This window comes from Mesorhizobium calcicola, assembly GCF_042682105.1.
Taxonomy (GTDB): Bacteria; Pseudomonadota; Alphaproteobacteria; order Rhizobiales; family Rhizobiaceae; genus Mesorhizobium; species Mesorhizobium calcicola.
In genome coordinates this window covers 36,724-54,867 of sequence record NZ_JBHUGY010000002.1, presented here as the reverse complement: position 1 = coordinate 54,867, position 18,144 = coordinate 36,724, and the positions used below count along the sequence as shown (strand labels likewise).

Annotated in this window: 13 protein-coding genes; 6 read left to right on the top strand and 7 right to left on the bottom strand. The window is 65.8% G+C overall.

What is annotated here, in order from left to right; all coding sequences use genetic code 11:
• Positions 1 to 43: 43 nt before the first annotated feature.
• The 6 genes from ACFSQT_RS00920 to ACFSQT_RS00895 all read left to right on the top strand — a co-directional run bounded on the left by ACFSQT_RS00920 (position 44) and on the right by ACFSQT_RS00895 (position 5,750).
• Entirely contained in the window at positions 44 to 703 is a 660-nt protein-coding gene (locus ACFSQT_RS00920) for a phosphoribosylanthranilate isomerase (protein WP_379016595.1), read from the top strand.
• Positions 704 to 790: 87 nt separating this feature from the next.
• Positions 791 to 2,041: a tryptophan synthase subunit beta gene (trpB, locus tag ACFSQT_RS00915; protein ID WP_379016594.1), complete on the top strand. Its 1,251-nt coding sequence runs from the start codon at positions 791 to 793 to the stop codon at positions 2,039 to 2,041.
• 2 nt (positions 2,042 to 2,043) lie between these two features.
• On the top strand, positions 2,044 to 2,883 hold the full coding sequence (trpA, locus tag ACFSQT_RS00910) for a tryptophan synthase subunit alpha (protein WP_379016652.1): 840 nt from the start codon (positions 2,044 to 2,046) through the stop codon (positions 2,881 to 2,883).
• A 36-nt stretch (positions 2,884 to 2,919) separates the two neighbouring features.
• Positions 2,920 to 3,840 carry an acetyl-CoA carboxylase, carboxyltransferase subunit beta gene (gene accD, locus ACFSQT_RS00905; RefSeq protein WP_379016592.1) on the top strand — a complete coding sequence of 307 codons (921 nt, stop codon included), beginning with the start codon at positions 2,920 to 2,922 and terminating at the stop codon, positions 3,838 to 3,840.
• Positions 3,841 to 3,969: 129 nt separating this feature from the next.
• On the top strand, positions 3,970 to 5,295 hold the full coding sequence (locus ACFSQT_RS00900; protein WP_379016591.1) for a bifunctional folylpolyglutamate synthase/dihydrofolate synthase: 1,326 nt from the start codon (positions 3,970 to 3,972) through the stop codon (positions 5,293 to 5,295).
• 35 nt (positions 5,296 to 5,330) lie between these two features.
• Positions 5,331 to 5,750: a VOC family protein gene (locus ACFSQT_RS00895; RefSeq protein ID WP_379016589.1), complete on the top strand. Its 420-nt coding sequence runs from the start codon at positions 5,331 to 5,333 to the stop codon at positions 5,748 to 5,750.
• 30 nt (positions 5,751 to 5,780) lie between these two features.
• Here the strand turns inward: ACFSQT_RS00895 and ACFSQT_RS00890 are convergent, their stop codons facing one another.
• From ACFSQT_RS00890 to ACFSQT_RS00860, 7 genes are all read right to left on the bottom strand, one after another.
• Positions 5,781 to 6,062 (bottom strand): cupin domain-containing protein, encoded by a 282-nt coding sequence (locus tag ACFSQT_RS00890; protein WP_379016588.1) that lies wholly within the window; start codon positions 6,060 to 6,062, stop codon positions 5,781 to 5,783.
• A gap of 132 nt (positions 6,063 to 6,194) precedes the next feature.
• Positions 6,195 to 6,518, bottom strand: a complete 324-nt coding sequence (gene trxA, locus ACFSQT_RS00885) for a thioredoxin (RefSeq protein WP_111545430.1) — start codon at positions 6,516 to 6,518, stop codon at positions 6,195 to 6,197.
• A 75-nt stretch (positions 6,519 to 6,593) separates the two neighbouring features.
• Positions 6,594 to 10,106: a double-strand break repair helicase AddA gene (gene addA, locus ACFSQT_RS00880; protein WP_379016587.1), complete on the bottom strand. Its 3,513-nt coding sequence runs from the start codon at positions 10,104 to 10,106 to the stop codon at positions 6,594 to 6,596.
• The gene (gene addB / locus ACFSQT_RS00875) at positions 10,103 to 13,237 is read right to left on the bottom strand and encodes a double-strand break repair protein AddB (RefSeq protein WP_379016586.1); all 3,135 of its coding nucleotides are present in this window, start codon (positions 13,235 to 13,237) and stop codon (positions 10,103 to 10,105) included. The genes addA and addB overlap by 4 nt, the downstream gene beginning before the upstream one ends.
• The gene (locus tag ACFSQT_RS00870) at positions 13,234 to 13,962 is read right to left on the bottom strand and encodes a nucleotidyltransferase family protein (protein ID WP_379016585.1); all 729 of its coding nucleotides are present in this window, start codon (positions 13,960 to 13,962) and stop codon (positions 13,234 to 13,236) included. The genes addB and ACFSQT_RS00870 overlap by 4 nt, the downstream gene beginning before the upstream one ends.
• Complete coding sequence (gene tsaE / locus ACFSQT_RS00865; protein ID WP_379016583.1) at positions 13,959 to 15,470, bottom strand: tRNA (adenosine(37)-N6)-threonylcarbamoyltransferase complex ATPase subunit type 1 TsaE; 1,512 nt, start codon at positions 15,468 to 15,470, stop codon at positions 13,959 to 13,961. The genes ACFSQT_RS00870 and tsaE overlap by 4 nt, the downstream gene beginning before the upstream one ends.
• A gap of 8 nt (positions 15,471 to 15,478) precedes the next feature.
• On the bottom strand, positions 15,479 to 18,034 hold the full coding sequence (locus tag ACFSQT_RS00860; RefSeq protein ID WP_379016582.1) for a sensor histidine kinase: 2,556 nt from the start codon (positions 18,032 to 18,034) through the stop codon (positions 15,479 to 15,481).
• Positions 18,035 to 18,144: the final 110 nt, after the last annotated feature.

The window sequence follows — 18,144 nt, the reverse complement described above, 5'->3', positions numbered from 1 at the left end:
CTTTTTCTCGACTCTTCGCGCTTTTCGTGCCAATTCCCGCGCCATGGCGCTCGACATCAAGATCTGCGGCTTGAAGACCGACGCGGCAATGGCCGCGGCGCTGGCCGGCGGCGCCAGTCATGTCGGCTTTATTTTCTTCGCCAAAAGTCCACGCTATGTCGAACCGGCCGAGGCTGGCCGTCTGCGCGAGGCGGCGCGCGGCAAGGCAAAAGCGGTCGCTGTCACCGTCGATGCCAGCGACGCCTTCCTGGACGAGATCGTGGCCGCGATGCAGCCCGACATGCTGCAGCTGCACGGTTCGGAAACGCCTTCCCGCGTGGCGGAGATCAAGGCCCGCTATGGGCTGCCGGTGATGAAGGCGCTGTCGGTCAGCGAGGCCGCAGATCTCGAACGGATAAAGCCGTTTGTCGGCATTGCCGAACGGTTCCTGTTCGACGCCAAGCCACCAAAGGGCTCTGAGCTGCCGGGCGGCAATGGGGTGGCCTTCGACTGGCGCATCCTCGCCGGCCTTGACGCCGGCGTCGATTACATGCTTTCCGGTGGGCTCAACGCCGCCAACATCGGCGACGCCCTTCGGCTTGCCAATCCGCCCGGAATAGACATTTCCTCAGGCGTGGAAAGCGCGCCGGGCGTCAAGGACCCGGCGCTGATCGAACAGTTTTTCCGGGCCGTCAGGGCAGCGCGCGACAACCGCGCCGCCTGACCGGCTCAAACCTGAGCATGTCCCGGAAAAGTGGGAACCGGTTTTCCGACAAGGACATGCTCCCACATCGAGACCAGGAGATCGGCGATGGACAAGCCGGCGACACCCAATTCCTTCCGCACCGGACCCGACGAACAGGGCATGTTCGGCATCTTCGGTGGTCGTTTCGTTGCCGAAACGCTGATGCCGCTGATCCTCGATCTGGAGCGGCACTGGAACGAGGTCAAGAACGATCCGGATTTCAAGGCTGAACTCACGGACCTGTCGACCCACTATGCCGGCCGGCCATCGAAGCTCTATTTCGCCGAAGGGCTGACCAGGCATCTTCGTGAGGTTTCCTCGGCGAAGGGCCTCGGGGGCGGCGCAAAAGTCTATTTCAAGCGCGAGGATCTGAACCACACCGGCTCGCACAAGATCAACAACTGCCTCGGCCAGATCCTGCTGGCCAAGCGCATGGGCAAGAAGCGCATCATCGCCGAGACGGGTGCCGGCCAGCATGGCGTGGCGTCGGCCACGGTTGCCGCCCGCTTCGGTTTTCCCTGCGTCGTCTATATGGGTGCCACCGACGTCGCCCGCCAAAGCCCCAACGTCTTCCGCATGAAGCTGCTTGGCGCCGAGGTGCGGCCGGTGACCGCCGGCCACGGCACGCTGAAGGACGCCATGAACGAGGCGCTGCGCGACTGGGTGACCAATGTCGAGGACACTTACTACCTGATCGGTACCGCTGCCGGCCCACATCCCTATCCGGAACTGGTGCGCGACTTCCAGTCGGTGATCGGCACCGAGGCCCGCGCGCAGATCCTCGAACAGGAAGGCCGGTTGCCGGACACCATCATCGCCGCTGTCGGCGGTGGCTCCAACGCCATCGGCCTGTTCCATCCCTTCCTCGACGACAAAGAGGTTCGCATCATCGGCATCGAGGCCGGCGGCCGAGGCCTCGACGGCATCGAGCATTGCGCCTCGATGAATGCCGGCGCGCCGGGCGTGCTGCACGGCAACCGCACCTATCTGTTGCAGAATGCCGACGGCCAGATCATGGACGGGCATTCGATCTCGGCCGGGCTGGACTACCCCGGCGTCGGCCCGGAGCATTCCTGGCTGCGCGATTCCGGCCGCGTCGACTATGTGCCGATCCTCGACGACGAGGCGCTGGAGGCCTTCAAGCTGACGACGCGCGTCGAAGGCATCATCCCGGCGCTGGAATCGGCGCACGCCATCGCGCATGCGGTGAAGATCGTGCCGGCCATGGACAAGGACCAGATCGTCATCGTCAACCTGTCCGGCCGTGGCGACAAGGACGTGCATACGGTGGCCAGCATGCTGGGCATGGAGATCTGATGATGACCACGCGCATCGACCGCCGCATGGCGAAGCTGAAGACCGAAGGCCGCCCGGCGCTGGTCACCTATTTCATGGGTGGCGATCCAGACTACGTCACCTCGCTGTCGATCATGAAGGCCCTGCCTGGAGCGGGCGCCGACATCATCGAGCTCGGCATGCCGTTCTCCGATCCGATGGCCGACGGCCCGGCGATCCAGGCGGCGGGCCTGAGGGCGCTGAAAGGCGGCCAGACGCTGGTCAAGACACTGAAGATGGCGTCGGAATTCCGCGCCGGCGACAATGAGACGCCGATCGTGCTGATGGGCTACTACAATCCCATCTACATCTACGGCGTCGACCGCTTCCTCAAGGACGCCATCGCCAGCGGCATCGATGGGCTGATCGTCGTCGACCTGCCGCCGGAAATGGACGAGGAGCTGTGCATCCCGGCGCTCAAAGCCGGCATCAACTTCATCCGGCTGGCGACGCCGACTACCGACGACAAGCGCCTGCCCAAGGTGCTGCAGAACACGTCGGGATTCGTCTACTACGTGTCGATGACCGGCATTACCGGTTCGGCGCTGGCCGACACCGGCAAGGTGGCGGCGGCGGTCAAGCGCATCAAGGGTCACACCGACCTGCCGGTTTGCGTCGGTTTCGGCGTCAAGACCGCCGAGCAGGCGCGGGTGATCGGCGCCAATGCCGATGGCGTCGTCGTCGGCACCGCGATCGTCAATGCGGTGGCCAATGTGCTGGGGCCGAAGGGCGAAAAGACCGCCGACCCGGCCGAAGCCGTCGCCACGCTGGTCAGCGGCCTTGCGCAAGGTGTGCGCTCGGCCCGCCTTGCTGCCGCCGAATAGTTTTCCTACGTCTTCGTCACGACAGGAGCCGAAGCGATGAACTGGATCACCAATTACGTTCGCCCGAAGATCAATTCGATGCTCGGCCGGCGCACCGACATGCCCGAGAATCTCTGGATCAAGGACCCGGAGACCGGCGAGATGGTGTTCCACAAGGACCTGGAATCCAACCAGTTCGTCATTCCGTCCTCCGGCCATCATATGAAGATTTCGGCCAAGGAGCGGCTGAAGTTCTTTTTCGACGACGGCAAATACGAGACCCTGGACAACCCCAAGGTCACGCAGGATCCGCTGAAATTCCGCGACGAGAAGCGCTATGTCGACCGGCTGAAAGACGCCAAGGCCAAGACCGGCTTGGAAGACGCGATCATCAATGCGCTGGGAACCGTCGAAGGCCTGCCGGTGGTGGTGACCGCGCAGGACTTCGCCTTCATGGGCGGCTCGCTCGGCATGGCCGCGGGTGACGCCATCGTGCACGGTTTCGAAGTCGCCCTGCAGCGCAAGCGGCCGCTGATCCTGTTCGCCGCCTCAGGCGGCGCCCGCATGCAGGAAGGTATCCTGTCGCTGATGCAGTTGCCGCGCACCACGGTCGGCGTCGACCGGCTGAAGGAAGCCGGCCTGCCCTACATCGTCGTTTTGACCAATCCGACCACCGGCGGCGTCACCGCCTCCTACGCCATGCTGGGCGACGTGCACATCGCCGAGCCCGGCGCGCTGATCGGCTTTGCCGGACCGCGCGTCATCGAACAGACCATCCGGGAAAAACTGCCGGACGGTTTCCAGCGCTCCGAATATTTGATGGAACACGGCATGGTCGACATGGTGGTGTCGCGCCTGGAGATGCGCCAGACCATCGCAAGGCTGCTGAAGATGCTGCTCAAGGTGCCGGAGGAGCAAAAGCCGCTGGAGCCCGAAATCCTGCCGCCGGCGGTGATTTCCCAGGAAGCCCGCCCATAGGCCTGACGCGACATTCCTGGCCGCAAACCGCGATTGCGCGCGATCCATCGCGCGCTGTAGCTTCTTGATGCGCATGATCCTTTCCGAAAATCGATTCCGATTTTCGGGGCCATGCGCTAGGATTCTCCCATGACAACGCTTGCCGCCGACCGCGAAATCGAAGCCCTGATGGCGCTTCACCCGAAAGGTTTCGACCTTTCGCTCGACCGCATTTCGCGGCTGCTGGAGCGGCTGGACAATCCGCAGGACCGGCTGCCGCCGGTGATCCACATCGCCGGCACCAACGGCAAGGGCTCGTGTGCAGCGTTTTCGCGCGCACTGCTCGAAGCGGCGGACTACCGCGTCCATGTCCATACCTCGCCGCACCTGGTCAACTGGCATGAGCGCTACCGGCTGGCCGCCGATGGCGGCGGCAGGCTGGTCGACGACAGGGTGTTCGCCGATGCCATCGCCCGCGTCGCCAGGGCCAATGAAGGCGAGCATATCACTGTCTTCGAGATCCTCACCGCCGTCACCTTCCTGCTGTTTTCCGAGCACCAGGCCGATGCCGTCATCATCGAGGTCGGGCTTGGCGGCCGTTTCGACGCCACCAATGTCGTCAAGGAACCGGCGGTTTCAGTCATCATGCCGGTGTCGCTCGACCATGAAGCCTATCTCGGCGACCGCGTCGAACTGATCGCCGCCGAGAAGGCCGGCATCATCAAGCGCGGCTGCCCGGTGGTCATCGGTGCGCAGGAGAGCGAGACGGCGCTGCAGGTGCTGATCGAAACCGCCGAGCGGCTTGAGTGTCCGACCTTCGTCTACGGCCAGGATTTCCTCGCCTTCGAGGAGAACGGCCGCATGGTCTACCAGGACGAAGACGGCTTGATGGACCTGCCGCCGCCGCGGCTGCCAGGGCGCCACCAGTTCGCCAATGCGGCGGCGGCGATCGCCGCGGTCAAGGCGGCCGGCTTCGAGATCGGCCATCGTGCCGCCGAGAAGGCGATGACCAGTGTCGCCTGGCCCGGCCGCATGCAGAAGCTGGCGCAGGGCCGGCTGGCCGAGCTGGCGCCGAAGGGCGCCGAGATCTGGCTCGACGGCGGCCACAATCCGGGCGCCGGCGTGGTCGTTGCCGAGGCGCTGGCCGAGCAGGAAGAAAAGAACCCGCGTCCGCTGTTCCTCATCTCGGGCATGATCAACACCAAGGACCAGAGCGGCTATTTCCGTGCCTTCAAGGGCCTCGCCCGGCATGTCTATACGGTGCCGGTGAGCCTCAGCGACGCCGGCGTGCCGAACGACGAACTGGCGGTCCGCGCGACGGAAGCCGGGCTGACGGCCGAGCCGATGAGTTCCGTCGCCAGCGCGCTGATGCTGCTGCGCGACACCTGGGACGGCCCGGCGCCGCGCATCCTGATCGGCGGGTCGCTTTACCTTGCCGGTGCCGTGCTGGCCGAGAACGGCACGCCGCCGACCTGAGGCCGGCTTTCGGCGATCACCGCAAGGGAGCAGTCATGATCAAGGTCAAGCAGGTCGCTCACGTCTGCATCTTCGCCAGTGACCTGGAGGCGACGCGAAGCTTCTATCGCAATGTCCTCGGCCTGGACACGCAGTTCAATTTCCTGCGCGACGGCAAGATTTTCGGGTTCTACCTCAATTGCGGTGGCCGCAGCCACGTCGAGGTGTTCCAGAAGGACGGAGCCCGCTACAGCGACCTGAACCAGATCAACCATTTCTGCCTCGAAGTGGAAAACATCGACGCAGCGATCGCCCACATCAGGTCGAAGGGCATCGACGTCACGGCAAAGAAGCACGCGTGTGACGACACCTTCCAGGCCTGGATCCGCGACCCCAACGACGTGAAGATCGAGCTGTTCGAATATACCGGGAAAAGTGCGCAATTCACCGGAGGCGATCGCATCGCCGACTGGTAGCCGCGCCTGCCGCCTGATGGCCTTCGCGGGTTACTTCAGCTCGATCTCGATGAAGGCGTATTCGCCCTCATTGGCATTGATGACGTCGTGTTCGACGCCCTCCGTGCGGAAATAGGGCGCGCCCTTCTTCATCTCGGCGAAGGATTCACCGTCCTTGGTCAACAGCTTCACCTTGCCGTCCATCAGCGGCACGACGACATAGTCGTGGCCGTGGCGGTGCCAGCCGGTGTTGTCGCCCGGCGCGAAGCGGTACTCGGTGACGATGACGCGCTCATTGTCGATGAAGACGGTGGCCTTGGCGGATCCAGTCATAGCGTTCTCCCTGCTTCTCGCGCCAACAGAAGACATGGCGTGCCTCGACGTGAGGGCCAGAACCACCCACCGATGACGCCAACAAAAAAGCCCGGCGCGAGGCCGGGCTTGATATCAGGAATTTCGGACGGATCAGGCAAGGCTGCCGTTGATCCAGTGCGACAGCGCCGTCTTGGGTGCCGCGCCAACCTTCATGTCGGCCACTTCGCCGCCCTTGAAGATCATCAGGGTCGGGATCGAGCGCACGCCGAACTGCGCGGCGAGCTCGGGATTCTCGTCGATGTTGAGCTTGGCGATCTTCACCTTGGCGCCGAGTTCGGTGGCGATGTCCTCCAGTGCCGGAGCGATCATCTTGCAGGGACCGCACCATTCCGCCCAGAAATCGACGACGACCGGTACGCTGGCGTTAAGCACATCGGCCTGGAAATTGCTCTTGTCGACCTTGACGGTGGTCATGCGGAAAATCCTTTCGAAAGTTTTTGTCGCACCAAATGTGGTGGTGATCGGGCCCTTCTTCAAGCAGGTGTTGTGTCACGCTCCCGTGAGTCGAGCAAGGGCGTCGTCCATGGCGCTGGCCGGCAGTTCGATCAGCCGCGGCACCTCGGTGAATAGCAAGGCCGCCTGGACCGCACGTCCAGGATAAAGCGGCTGCAACAGGGCGCGATAGAGCGCCAGCTGCAGGACATAGGCCGGCGGGACCTCGGCCAGAGAGGCGGGCGCCGGCCGGTTGGTCTTGTAGTCGACGATCGAGACCGTGTCGGATGTCACCGCCAGCCGGTCGATCTTGCCGGAAATCGAGCGCTTTTTGCCCTTTACCGCCAGGCTGCCCATGATCGCGACCTCGGCCCGCGACGATGGCGCAAACAGCGGACCGAAGCCGGGATCGGCAAAGATGGCGGTGACCGACGCCAGGGCCTTTTCACGCTCGCCGGCAGGCCATTGAGCTCCGGTGCGGGCGAGATAGCGTTCCGCCGCGCCCTGGCGATCCTGCTCGGCAATGGCGGGCAACATCTGCAGCAATTTGTGCAAAACGAGCCCGCGCAGCACGGCAAAGCCCGGCTCGGCATCAGCGTCCAGCACCGGCGAAGCCTTGTCGACCACGGCTTCCTTGCCTTCGTCGATGAGCGCCGAGGCGCCTGACGGCGACAGCGGACGTGGCAGGTCCTCGAAAGGCGGCAAGGGCCGGAACAGCGTCGCCGGCAATGGCCCGAAAGTGTGCGCTGGCCGTGCCTGCTCGCTGGAAACCAAGCCGACAGGCGGCAGCCTGGTGACGTGAAAACGATGCACCGGCTCGCCGCCGGCCGGATGCGGACGCTGTTCGCTTTCCGGCGCGCCGATCAGCGCGCGGCTGACGATCGAATGCCAGCTGCCGGTGTTCGGCGCCCGCTTGCCGTGGTACCCGCAGACGATCAGCCGGTCCTCGGCGCGGGTCATGCCGACATAGAGCAGCCGGCGGTATTCGTCGTCGGCGAGTTCCCGTGCCCGCGCCGCCGCCGCTTTCGAAAAACCATTGGCGACGTCGCTGGCCGAGCGCCAGAGATAGCCCTTGCCGTACCAGCCCGAGGCATCGAAGGGCATCAGGCGCGGCAAATGCTGGTCGCTGAACGGGGCGGAACCGCCATCGACCAGGAACACGACCGGCGCCTCAAGGCCCTTGGCGGCGTGCACGGTCATGACGCGGACCTCGTCGCGGGTCTGGTCCATTTCGCGCTTGATCTCGGGGCCGGAATTCTCCAGCGTCGACAGGAAGGCTTCCAGCCCCGGCAGGCCGGTTCGCTCCTCGGCAAGGCAGAAACTCAGGAACTCGTCGAGAATATCGCCGGCCTCGGGTCCGAGCCGCGCGATCATCATCCGGCGCACGCCATCGCGCGCCAGCAGGCCGGCATAGAATTCGAACACCGGCTTGAAGGCGGCCTCGCTCGTCCAGATGTCGAGCTGGGCGACGACCGCCGCCAGTAGCTCGCTTTCGCCGGCATGCTGGCGCAGCGATGCGATCAGCGACAGGCCAGGCAGCCGCTCCGCCGCGAGGGTGAACAGCGTCTCCTCCGGCAGGTCGAAGATCGGGCTGCGCAGGACGGCGGCGAGCGACAGGTCGTCCTGCGGCTGGATGAGCAGATGGCCGAGTGCGATCAGATCCTTGACCGCGATGTGTCCGGGCAGGCTCAGCCTGTCGGCGCCGGCGACCGCGATGTCGCGGCGTTTGAGCGCGCGGGTCAGCGCATGGACGAAGCGATCACGCTTGCGCACCAGCACCAGCACGTCGCCCGGCCGCAGCCGCTTGCCGCGGCCTTCGATGATCTCGCCGGCGCCGATCCAGCCGGCAATGGTGGCCGCGACATTCTCGGCGACGCGCACTGCCGGCGCATGCGCATGGTCGATGGCTTGCGTCCAGTCGTCCGGCTCGTCGACGACGTCGGCGCCGACCGACGGCCAAACTTCGACATAGCCGGGTGCATCGGTGCGGATCGCCTTGTGGTTCAGCGGATCGGGATCATGGCTGATGCCGCGCCGCACGATGGGATCGGCAAAGACGCGGTCGACGGCGGCCAGAACGTCATCGGTCGAGCGGAACGACCAGGTCAGCTTGAGATCGGCAAAGGATGCCTCGGCGTCCCGCACCCTTCCGGCAAACAACAGCCGGCTGTCGGCAAAGGAGTCCGGCGCGGCACCCTGAAAGGAATAGATCGACTGCTTTTCGTCGCCGACGGCAAAGACCGTGCGATGGACCCTGTCGCGGGCGCCGAAGCCGGCAAAGAACTCCTCCGCCAGCCGCTTCACCACCTCCCATTGATCCGGGCTGGTGTCCTGCGCCTCGTCGAGCAGGATGTGGTCGATGCCCTGATCGAGCTTGTATTGCACCCAGGGGCCGGCATCGGGTCGCGCCAAGAGGTTGACCGTGCGGGTGATCAAATCGTTGAAATCGAGAAAGCCGCGGCTGCGCTTCAGCACTTCGTAGCGGGCGATCAGCCAGTCGGCGATGGTCAGCGCGGCGCGCGTGCCTTCCAGCATCCGGAACAGCGCCAGCCGATCGGTGGTTTCGACGATGGCATTGGCCGCCGAAACGTAGCGTTCCGCCAGGTCCGGCAGCCGGTCGACCAGCGCCTTCTTGAAAGCCTTGGCCGGATCGTAGGCGCCACCGTCGGTCTTGAGGAAGGCTCTTGCAAGCTGCTGCAGACGGCGAACCGGGTCGGCCTCGGTGAAAGCCTGATGCGCATAGGGCAGGATGTTGTTCAGCACCGTCCTGGCGTCGGTGGCATTGGCGGCCTGCATGAAGCCGGCAAAATAGTCGGGCAGAAAACCCGGCAACGGCCAGATCGACGCCGCTATGCCTTCGGCGGTCTGGCCGGGGCGGAAATGGAATTCGTCGAACAATGCCTGGAAAGGCGTGCCGTCACGCCCGGCGGCGTCGATGAAATTGCGCAAGCCGTCGCGCTTGCGCACGATCTCGCCCAGCAAGGCGTCGAGCCCGGCTTCGCCGCCGCGATCGAGGATGGTGGCAAACGCTTCGGGCAGATCCCTGTCGCCGGCGGCTGTGCCGGAAATCATGTCGCGGCGGGCGGCGGCAAACAGCGATGCCTCCATCGGCGGATCGAGCATCTCGAAGTGGGCCGGGATGTTGGCCTCCAGCGGGAACTGGTGAAGCACCGATTCGCAGAAGGCGTGGATGGTCTGGATCTTCAGCCCGCCGGGCGTTTCCAGCGCCTCGGCGAACAGGCGCCGCGCCCGGCGCATGGTCTCAAGATCGGGCCGGCGGCCTTCCAGCGCCTCAACTTTCGACGCCAGATCCGCGTCACCCAGTGTCGTCCACTCCGACAGCGTCGAAAACACCCGGTTCGACATGTTGGCGGCGGCGGCGCGCGTATAGGTCAGGCACAGGATCTTCGACGGATCTGTGCCGCGCAGCAGCAGCCGGATGACGCGCTGAGCCAGCACATGGGTCTTGCCGGAGCCGGCATTGGCCGAGACCCAGGCGGAATTGCCGGGGTCGGCGGCGCGGGCCTGGCTGGTCGCGGTGTCGCTGGGGATGGGATAGGCCTTCTTCATGCCTCCCCTCCCTCGTCGCCGGCATCGCCGCCGGCCGACCATTCGAGTACGCGGGCGAGATGATCGTAGTCGCCATCGGTCTCGCCTTCGCGAAACGGCAGCGCGCGCGACAGATAGCCGGTCGCCGGGTCGGCATAGTGGATCAACAGCTTTTCCAGCCGCGACCAGGCCTCTTCGGCAAGATCGGTAGCGGTTCTCGGCTGGCGGTTGTGTTCGAGGATGGATTCCTCGAACACCTCGCCATTCGGCTTCAGCCGCACGAAGGCCAACTGAGAGGGTTCGCGTGCGCCCAAATCCTTGAAGGCGCCGCGCCTGAGCAGTGCGCCTTCCAGCGCCAGTTGCGGCGCAAGCAACGTATGCGCCTGCGCCTTGGACGGCGACGAGCCTGTCTTGTAGTCCAGTATGTCGGCCATGCCGCCGGCCAGCAGGTCGACCCGGTCGGCATAGCCGGACAGCGTCACGCCGGAGTGGCCGACGACGGTCTTTCCCGCGCGCTCTTCGGCATGCCGTCGCATCACCGCGTCGGCGCGCGTGCGCTCCCACTCGATGATGTTGGCGGCGAGTTTTTCGAAACGCGGCCACCACACGGCTTCGACATCGGCTGGGAGTGCGGCTTCGGCAAAACAGGCGCGGCCGGCAGCGATCAGGCCGGAGAGCGCGTCGGCTGCGCGCGGATCGGCGACGCGCGCCGAGAACAGATGCAGGATGGCGTGAAACAGCGTGCCGCGCTCGGCGGCGCCGGGATCGCGGATCACCGGATCGAGCGGCATCAGGCCGAGGATCCGCCTTGCGTAGACGGCATAGGGATCACGGCGCAGGGTCTCGATCTCGGTGACCGAGAAATGGCTTGGCCGCACCGACAGGGGCGGCTTCGGCTGCGGCCGCGGCACGAAGTCCCGCCTTGGGCCGGTATCGAGCGCGCGCGCCCAGGCGAGCAGCTCATCGCCGCGCCGGCGCAGTTCCGCCGCCTGGTCGTCGCCGATGAAGGTGAGGAGGCGCTGCAGCCAGCGCGACGGCACGGCAGGTGCGTCGCCGGCACGCGCCGAGCGGGCCAGCACCACCCTCTTCGCGCCCATCGCCATCTGGAAATCATGCGCGGCAAGGCCGATGCGGCGTTCGGGCGGTTCGAGATCGATGCCGGTCTTCATCAGCCGCGACATGAAGCGGTCGCTCTCGGGCTTGCGCGGCCACACGCCTTCGTTGAGCCCGCCGATGACCAGCGTGTCGACATTCTGCAAGCGCGCTTCCAGCGCGCCCCAGATGGCGATGTTCCTGTCGGTGCCTTGTGCGGGCTTGACGGTTTCAGGCGCGACCAGCGCCGCCATCACATCGGGCCACTCGCTCGCGGCGAACGACAGCGGCGCCGAAGCCGCGACCAGCCCGCGCAGCAGTTCGGCAAGCTTTTCGCCGGCGTCGCCGGCATAGAGTTCGCCAAGGCCGCCATCCGCCGTGCGGCCGAGATTTTCGAGCGCCACGACGCTGGCCCCGACCAGCGCGGCAAGGTCGGCGTCATCCTGGCCGCGAAACACCGCTAGCGGCGCCAGTGCCTGTGTGAGGCGTTCGAGCAAATTCCGCGCGCTTTCGATGGAGCGCACGGTCAGCCGGGAAAACCAGAAGGGCTGCCGGCTGCCGCCGCCAAGGCCGGTGAGGCGGGTTTCGAACAGTTCCGGCAGCGAAACGATGTCGGGGCGGCCAGTACCGCCGCGCAGCGCCACCAGTTCGACCAGTTCCGCCGCATGGCGCACATCAGCCCGTTCGAGGCCAAGGCCAAGCAGCGGATGCTTGAGCAGCGACAAAAGGCCGACCGGATCGCCTGGCCGGAACACCGCCTCGAGCGCCAGCCCGAGCAGGCTGGCCGCCGGCGTGTTGGCGAGCGGCGTGCCGCCGGAATCGTCGGCAACGACGCCGAAGCGCTGGAGCTCGACCGAGACGCGCCGCGCCAGCGCGCGATCGCCGGTGACGAGAGCCGCCCTTTGGCCCGGCTCTTCGACCGCGCGCTTGAGCGCGACGGCGATGGCGACGGCCTCGTCGCGTTCGCTGGCCGCTTCGAGCAGGGTCACGCCGGCGAAGGCCCCGGCGACGTCGGACGCCGAAAAACTGCTCCGCGTCCCGGCCCACAATTCGGTGGTCTCGGCCGGCCGCAGCGCTTCGCCGACCAGGGCGGCGCGAAGCGCGAGCCGCGGTTCGGCCAAGCCGATCTCTTCGACATCGCCGCGCAGCACGCCGATCTTGCCGATCAGCCTGGCGAGACCGTATTGCGGATGGCCGAGCACGGCCGGACGCGCACCGGGCGCGGCGATTGCCTGGAACGACGCTTCGTCCAGCGTGCGGTCGAGACCAGGCAGCACGATGGCGCCGCCTGGCAGGCGCGCGATCGCGGCAAGCAGTTCGGCCGTGGCCGGTATCGAGCCGGTCGAGCCCGCGGCGATGACCGGCCCGGCAGGCGGATTGCGTTGCAGCCGCGCGGCCTCGGTGCGGATCAATGCGCTGCGATGCGCGGCCGGGTTGGAGCGATCGCGCTCTGCAAGGAATTTCGGCCAGGCGTCGGTGACGATGCCGAGGAATTCGAGCGTCACCTGCCACCATCCGGCAAGGTTGCCGCTCACCAGGTCGGTGAGCTTGGCCCAGTCGGTGCCTTCCGTCTCGATCTCGTCCATCAGCCGGGCGAGATCGCGCGCCAGCCAGATCGCATCGGCGGTGGAGGCCGGGATGACGATCTCTTCGGCGAAGAGTGCGGCGACATGCGCCGGCAGCCGGCGTTTCCAGGCGCGCACCAGCGGCGCCAGCAGCAACAGGCGTTCGGTTGCCGCGATCGGCGGCGCGAGGTCGATCGCGGCGGACGCCTCGGTCTCGAATGCCGCCTCATCCTCGTCGAACTCGCCGAGTGGCCGGATGACCGGCAGGATCGCCGAACCGCCGCCACCGTGTGCCGCGAGGCTGTCGACGAAGACACCTCGCAAGGCACGCGCGGCACGGCGCGTCGGCACGTAGATGGTGACATCGGCCAAAGCGAGCGGATCGCCGTCAAACCGAAACCCCGGGACGAGACGGCCGGCAAGCAGCGCCTCGGCAAGCGTCGGCAGAAACGGCGCTCCGGAAGGAATTGAGAAAACGCGGCTTGAGCCGCTCATTGCGAATCGGTTAGCGCGCCGGCGACCGCCGCTTCCGCGAGCGCAATGGCATCCGGCGTGCCGACGGTGATCCAATGGCCATGCATCGGCATGCCGAACAGGCGGCCGGTGGCAATAGTCGTGTCGAAATAGGCGTTGAGCGAGTGCGGTCCGGCCGGTGCATTCTCGAACAGGCGCGGATGGATGATCGCCGCCCCGGCATAGATCCGGCCCGCCGGATCACCTTTTGAACGCCGCAAGGCGCCATCCGGCGCCACCAGGAAATCGGTGCTGCCGCAGTGTCCGGTCGCCTGATGGAGATCCGCCAGCATCAGCAGAATATCCATTTTCGCGGCGTCCCATGCAAGGGCAAGACGGCCGAGATTGAGAGGACCCTGGTCGATCCAGAAGGTATCGGCGTTGAGGATGTAGAAAGGCTGCTCGCCCAGCTCCGGCAACGCCTTGACAATGCCGCCGGCGGAATCCAGCAGCTTTTCGCTCTCGTCGGAAATGATGATCCGCGGCGCACGGCGCGCGGCGACATGGGCAACGATCTGCTCGGGAAGATAGTGGACGTTGACCACGGCCTTGCCGACACCGGCGGCGGCCAGGCTGTCGAGCCCCCAGTCGAGCAACGTCTTGCCGGCAATCTTGACCAGCGGCTTGGGAATGGTGTCGGTGATCGGCCGCATGCGCTTGCCAAGCCCGGCGGCGAGCACGATCGCAGTGTCCGGTCTTGCTGTCACAGTGCCCGCTCCTCCAGCAAACCGTTGGCGTCGTAGAACTCCCGCAGGCTTGCCAGCGCCGGATGAGACAGCGCCCGGCGCAGGTAATCGCGAATGCGCGGCAGGTGCTTCAGATAATAGGGCTTGCCGTCGCGCTTTTCGAGGCGAACGAAGATGCCGAGGATCTTGGAGTTTCGCTGCGCCGCCATGATTGCGTAGGATTCCAGGAAGCTTGCTTCATCAAAAACGCCGGCTGCGTGGCGCGCCGCGACATAGGCGTCGAGCGTCTGTCTCTCTATCTCGGGCGAGATGGTAACACGAGCATCCATGGCGAGCGAGGCGACGTCATAGGCGGACGGACCGATCAGCGCGTCCTGGATATCGACGATGCCCAGCCGATCATGCTTGGTGCGGTCGCCACGCCAGATGATGTTGGGCGAATGGAAATCGCGCAGCATCAGCGTATATTCGCGACCTTGCAGCCGGTCGAGGAGCGCGTTCCATTCCCTGTCATAGCCAACCCGCAAGGCTTCGCTCGCCGGCTTTCCGGTAATCATCGGCACATACCAGTCGACCAAAAGACTGGCCTCGATCATCATGGCATCGCGGTCGAAGGGTGGCACGTCGTGGAAGACGCCGGGCGCCGCCTCAATCCGCTCCGGCCATGCCTTGCCATGCATCATGGCCAGCAGTTCGGCCGCTGCCGCGTAGCGTTCGGCCACCGGCAGGCCATCGCTGTCGAGAAAGCTCTCGGAACCCAGATGTTCGGTGAGCAGGAAACCTTGATCGAGGTCCTTGGCGTGGATCACGGGGACGCTGACACCTTGAGCCAGCAAGGCGCGGTCGATGGCGACAAAGGCCGTGACGGATTGCGCCAAGTGGGCGATCTCGGCATAGGGCCTGCCGTCGCGGACCGGCGGGCCGAGCACCAGCCGCGGCGAGTTCATCAGCACACGCGGCTCCGCGCCCGCAAGCGAGACGATCTCGTAGGAGCGGGCCGAGGCATCGCCGATGAAATGGCGGCGCCTTGCCTCGCCCCAGCCGGCATTCTCGAGAAAGCGGCGCATGGCCAGCGACCGCGCCGCGCGGTCGAAGGCAGCACCCTCGCCCGACAGCCGGGCCAGCCGACCCTCGCCATGCTGGACGAGTTCGACCAGAACCGACGTTTTCGGCAGATAGTCCTGCGCCCGTTCCGGCCATTCGACCAGGGCAGCGCCTTGCACCAGGGCTTCCTCGAAACCCAATTCATCGATCTCAGTCGCCGAGGACAGGCGGTAGAGATCGAAATGATGGACCGGGACGCGGGTGTCGTAGCTCTGCACCAGCGTGAAGGTCGGGCTCGGAACATCGAGGCCGGCATCGTCGGCCAAAGCCCTGATCAACGCCCGCGCCAAGGTGGACTTACCGGCACCGAGGTCGCCCTTGAGCGCCAGGACGTCACCTGGACGCAGCGACAACGCCAGATCCTCGCCCAGCAAAGCTGTCTGTGTCTCGTCGGCGAGCAAACGCTCCAGCACCAATCCCGTCATCAAGCGCGCTACTCGGCCGCGGCGCGGATGCCCGGCATGTCGGGAAAGGTGCAGATGACGGTCGTGCCCTTGTCCTTGCCGGTTTCGATGCGAACGCTGCCGCCATGCAGCTCGACGAAGCTCTTGACGATCGACAGACCGAGACCGGCGCCGCGCCGGCGGCCGCCATTGGCGCGCGGCTCAAAACGGCGGAACACCGAATCGAGCAGGTCCGGCGGCATGCCGGGGCCGTCGTCATGAACCGAGAATTCCACCCCGTCCGCCAGATGGCGGCAAGTCAGCCGGATGGTGCTGGCTTCCGGCGCGTAGTTGGCGGCGTTGCTGAGCAGATTGTAAAGTATCTGGCGGACGCGGATCTCGTCGCCGTGAAACGTCTTCGGCGCCGCTGCCGCGTCGACCTCGAGCCTGATCGAATGCTCTTCCAGCCGGTCGGCCACCAGTTCGGCCGCGGCCGCGATGGTGCGGTCGACATGCACCTCGGAAATGTCGAGCTGCATGATGCCGGCGTCGACCGTCGCTAGGTCGAGGATGTCGTTGACGATGGTGAGCAGGACCGAGGAGGACGAGCCGACATGCTCGACATATTCGCGCTGCTTCTGCGTCAACGGGCCGGTTGCCGGCAGCGACAGCAGCTCGGTGAAGCCGATGATATTGGTCAGCGGCGAGCGCAATTCGTAGGAGACATGCTGGACGAATTCGTTCTTGAGCTGGTCGGATTTCTGCAGCGCCTCGTTCTTGTCCTTCAGCGCCCGCTCGACATGCACGCTGTCGGTGACGTCGACGAAGGTCATCATCACCTGCCCGTTGGGCAGCGGGATCATGGCGTAGCTCAGCACATTGCCGTTGTTGAGTTCGGTCAGGCCGTGGCGATCGCGGCGCTCGTCGTCGAACCCGGTGATGGCGGCGACGAAGCCCGGCCAGGGACTGTCCGCCGCCTGCCGGTCGCAAAGGTCGCGGATCGTGGAAACGTGCACATTGGGCTTGGCCGCTTCGCCGCTCAGGCCCCAGAGCCTGGCAAAGGCAGGGTTCGACAGCCGAAGCCTGCCATCGGGACCGAACACCGCCACGCCTTCGGCAAGATTGTCGAGCGTCTCGCCCTGGACCCGCACCGCTGTCTGGTAGCGGCTTTCGAGGTCCATCTTCTCGGTCAGGTTCTCGAACACCCAGGTCACGCCGCCCTTGGGCTGCGGATTGGCGACGACGCGGATGGTCTTGCCGTCCGGCAGATGCCACCAATGTTCCTGCGATTCGACCGCGCGGTAGGCGCCGAGCAGACCTTCCTTCCAGCGGCGCCATTCCGGCTGCTCGGCGATCTTGCCCTCGCTGCGCAGCCGGTCGAGCAGCAAGGCATTGTCGGGAGCGCTGTGCAGGAAGCCGCTGTCGAGACCCCACAGCTTCTGGAAAGCCTGGTTGAAGAAGCGCAGCTTCTCGTCGGTGTCGAAGATGGCGACCGCCGTATTGAGCTGGTCGAGCGTGTCGGCGTGGCTCCTGACGGTCCGTTCGTACTCGCCGCGAACCGCCTCGATAGCGCTGGTGTCGCAGGCAAGGCCGGCCGAACCATCCGCGCCGGCGAAATCGGTGACCGCAAACACACGGCGGTCGCCTTCGATCACGGTGGAAAGCGACTGCTCGAAGACCGGATGCGTCTTGTGCTGGGCGGCAATCGCGTCGCGTGCCTGGCCGCCGAGGAATTCTTTTGCCTCCCGAACCGCGGCTTCGGCATTGTCGGCCTCGACCGCGTCGGCATAGGCCCGGTTGACCCATTTCAGCCGCCCATCCTCGCTGCGAAGCCATGCCGGCATATTCAGCGCGTCGAGCAGGCCGATCATCGTGTCGTGGTCGGCGGCCAGCCGCTGGTTGTCGATCTTCAGCCTGGCCTGGCTGCGCTGCGTCTCCGAGAGCGAGACGAAACGCACGAGCACATGTGCCGCGCTCTTGCGGCCATGCACCTCAAGCGGTGCGCCGGCCTGCGATTCGATGACGAGGTCGAACTGTTTCGCCTTTTCGCGCAATCCGGCGACGGCATGTTCGAGCGCCGCCGCCGAACGCGGCATCAGCCAGCGGCCGAAAGCGAGGAAAGCGGCCCGGTCCTCGGGAGCGCCGCTTTCGACGGGCAATGTGCCGATAAGTTCGGGCTTCTTGTTTTCCGCGGCCCAGACGACCACGCGCTGGTCGCGCAGATTGAGCAGCGCCTCCGAGCGGCGCAGGGCCGCGTTGATGTCGGCGAGGCGGCTCCTGAGTTCGACATTTTCCGCCGAGGTGCGGGCTCTTTCGCGGATGAGGACGATGGCCGACAGAAACGCGGCGCCCGTCACGCCGACAAACACGGCCAACTGCATGACCTCGACCGTGCCGATCGACACCCCGGCCGTGGCCACGCCGGCGGCTTGCGCATGCGCAACCGCATTGGCCAAGGGGCCGGCAAACGCGGATGTGGCAAGGAACAGCGCCACGCGGGCGCGCAATGACAGGTCTCCGCCTTGCAAGGCGGAGCCAGTGATCCCCGAATCGTCATGGCCGCCGGAAACGGCCCGTCCCGCTCTGTGCGGGTGTTGCCCCGGCATGTCTTGGTCCTCTCCGCCGCCTGAATGCAAGACCGCCCTGATACGCGCCTCTCCAGATCCCCTCTCGGGCAGGAAGCGTCGCGAATCACCGGACAATAAACCCTCGCCGA